The organism is Vagococcus vulneris (assembly GCF_003950515.1).
In the GTDB taxonomy this organism is placed as follows: Bacteria; Bacillota; Bacilli; order Lactobacillales; family Vagococcaceae; genus Vagococcus; species Vagococcus vulneris.
In genome coordinates this window covers 1-2,601 of sequence record NZ_NGJS01000037.1, presented here as the reverse complement: position 1 = coordinate 2,601, position 2,601 = coordinate 1, and the positions used below count along the sequence as shown (strand labels likewise).

The following is a 2,601-nucleotide window of genomic DNA, read 5'->3' as shown; positions in this document are numbered from 1 at the left end:
AAAATTTCATCAACTATTATAATAAAGAAAGAATTCAACAAAAATACGATTACTTATCTCCGATTGATTATCGGAAAAAAGTAATCGCATAGGTGTTTTTATTACTGTCTCATTTTAGGGGTTCAGTTCCCTTGTCTTTCTATAGGCTTTTTTAATGACACAACATGGGGAGGAAAAGATGACAAAGAAAAGAGAAACAAACGTTAAAATTATCACAGCATGTATGTTTATTGCAACGTTCATGACGGCTGTTGAGGGAACAATTGTTTCAACAGCTATGCCGACAATTGTCGGAACGTTAAAAGGAATCGACATAATGAATTGGGTTTTTTCTATTTATCTACTAACTAATGCGATGATGACACCGATTTATGGAAAACTAGCGGATAAAATCGGTCGTAAACCAATTTATTTACTAGGTGTGTTAATCTTTATTATTGGTTCAGCTTTATCAGGTATCAGTCAAAATATGATTCAGCTGATTATTTTTCGAGCAATTCAAGGAATTGGTGCCGGATCAATAATTCCTGTGTCGCTAACTATTATTGCGGATATGTACCCGATTGAAAAACGCGCTGGTATTTTAGGATTAAATAGTGCAGCTTGGGGGATTGCAAGTATTTTAGGACCGCTTGCGGGCGGTTTTATTGTTGATGTGGTGAGTTGGCATTGGATTTTTCTGATTAATGTACCAATCGGTTTAGTTTTAATGCTGCTTATCTGGCTGTACCTGATTGAAGATGATTTTGAAGTAGACAAAAGCCCGATTGATTATTTAGGAAGTTTCTTAATGATGGTCATGCTGTTGGCTTTATTATATGGTTTTCAAACATTGAGCAATGGGTTGAGTATTGTGACGATTGTTGCATTTATAGTATTCATTGTTGGTTTTGTTTTATTTATTCGAACTGAAAAACGTGCAGCTGACCCGGTAATTTCATTGGATTTATTTACTAATAAGACATACGTGATGGTCAATTTAATTGGCGCATTAATCAGCGGTTTCCTTATGGGGATTGAAGTTTATATACCAATGTGGATGCAGGGAGTGTTAGGCAAGTCAGCTGCTGTCGGCGGTATTGTTTTAGCACCGATGTCAGTGATTTGGATGATCGGGTCATTTATGGGCGGTCGTGCGATGCAGAAATGGGACAACCGCAAAGTGATGTTTATCAGCATGCTGCCGATTTTAATTGGTGCTTTGTTTCTTGTGATGATTAAAGGCTCAACACCGTATGCAGTATTCTTAATTTTTTCGGGTATCTTAGGAGTCGGCTTTGGTATGTCGATGACGATACTCACCGTATTGGCTCAATCAACTATCGATAAACACCATATCGGTGTCGCAACATCTTTCTTTACATTGACGCGAACAATCGGTCAAACATTAATGGTATCAATCTTCGGCCTAGTTTTAAATAGTTCAATGAACCGTGCTTTAGCCGATAAACAAGGATTAGGTGTAACAAAAGATATGATGAATCAACTAATCAATCCACATACCGCAAACTCATTGCCGAAAGAACTAATGGGCGAGCTGCACGGCATTTTAGCTAGTGGTATTCATCAAGTATTTATTGTGGGTCTTGTATTAGTTATCTTGGCTTTTGTGTTAAATCAATTTCAGAAACGACTTGTCTGAATCGACTAAAACTGAAACAGTCCTCGCTGGTTTTTACAGTTGCGGACTGTTTTTATATTTCATTAATTTTTAAAGAATATTCCAGATTGCCTAATGGTGTCATTAGCTCCTTTAAATCAGTCATGTGCTAGATATAGAATCATTCATTTGTGAGGGTAATTAAAAAGATAGAGGTGTATACGAAGAATCAAAATGTCTGCTTTTGCTCATTATTGCAGTTTTTTTGTCAATCTATATTAATAATATGCTGTATGTCAGTCCGGGTTGTTCGGACGAGGTTATTTAATGGATTAGTTTTTAGTGAGTGTACGGAAGTGATGTCAACCCATTCAACGGTGACATCATCTTGATAAAATAGTTGCTGAGCCGCTACATCCTTAAGCGAGACGCGATAGACGAAAATAATCTACTGATACGGCTGATTGTTTAACGTAAAGAAATTTTCGATAATAGCGGTTAAAGAACCTATCGAGACGTCTAAACCCGTTTCTTCCAGGAACTCCCTTTTGACAGTCTGTTCAGTTGTTTCACTAATCTTTACTGCACCACCAGTTAAAGTTTGTGATCCATCAGCTTCATGAGAAACAAGAAGTTTGTTTTCATTAACCAAAATTCCACAAGCACGGATGTCAAATAGTGTTTGTTTAAACTGTGTTCTAATATCTGTCATGTCAGTCATTCCTCCTTAATTGAATTAGAGAACTTTGATTGTATCAGTTTATTTAATAGGCGTATACTCTAAAAATAGCAAAAAAGTCAATCAGTGACTATTTTGCTCTTTTTTATATGTTTTGAAAACCACCTGCTATGCGGGTGGTTCAGAAGAGCTTTTAGCGTGGTATAAAAAAAGTCTCCTAAAATGATAAGATATATTTGGTTTCCCGACCACGAAATATCAATCATTTAGGAGGTCCCTTATGAAAAAGGACAATCAAAGTTTATCACACACAACATGGAAA

At 36.4% G+C, this 2,601-nt stretch carries 3 protein-coding genes; 2 read left to right on the top strand and 1 reads right to left on the bottom strand.

Translation table 11 applies throughout. The features are described 5' to 3' along the window. Window positions 1–8: 8 nt before the first annotated feature. The gene (locus tag CBF37_RS12015; protein ID WP_420824178.1) at window positions 9–92 is read left to right on the top strand and encodes an IS3 family transposase; all 84 of its coding nucleotides are present in this window, start codon (window positions 9–11) and stop codon (window positions 90–92) included. A gap of 86 nt (window positions 93–178) precedes the next feature. Further along, window positions 179–1,642, top strand: coding sequence for an MDR family MFS transporter (locus CBF37_RS11440; protein ID WP_125984882.1), 1,464 nt, complete (start codon window positions 179–181; stop codon window positions 1,640–1,642). Window positions 1,643–2,048: 406 nt separating this feature from the next. Here CBF37_RS11440 and CBF37_RS11435 read toward each other — a convergent pair whose 3' ends face one another. Further along, window positions 2,049–2,312 carry an NUDIX domain-containing protein gene (locus tag CBF37_RS11435; RefSeq protein ID WP_165866721.1) on the bottom strand — a complete coding sequence of 88 codons (264 nt, stop codon included), beginning with the start codon at window positions 2,310–2,312 and terminating at the stop codon, window positions 2,049–2,051. Window positions 2,313–2,601 lie beyond the last annotated feature (289 nt).

Excerpts from the sequence above, each read along its gene's own strand:
- CBF37_RS11440 (WP_125984882.1), top strand. The coding sequence starts at position 179 with ATGACAAAGAAAAGAGAAACAAACGTTAAAATTATCACAGCATGTATG.
- CBF37_RS11435 (WP_165866721.1), bottom strand. The coding sequence starts at position 2,312 with ATGACAGATATTAGAACACAGTTTAAACAAACACTATTTGACATCCGT.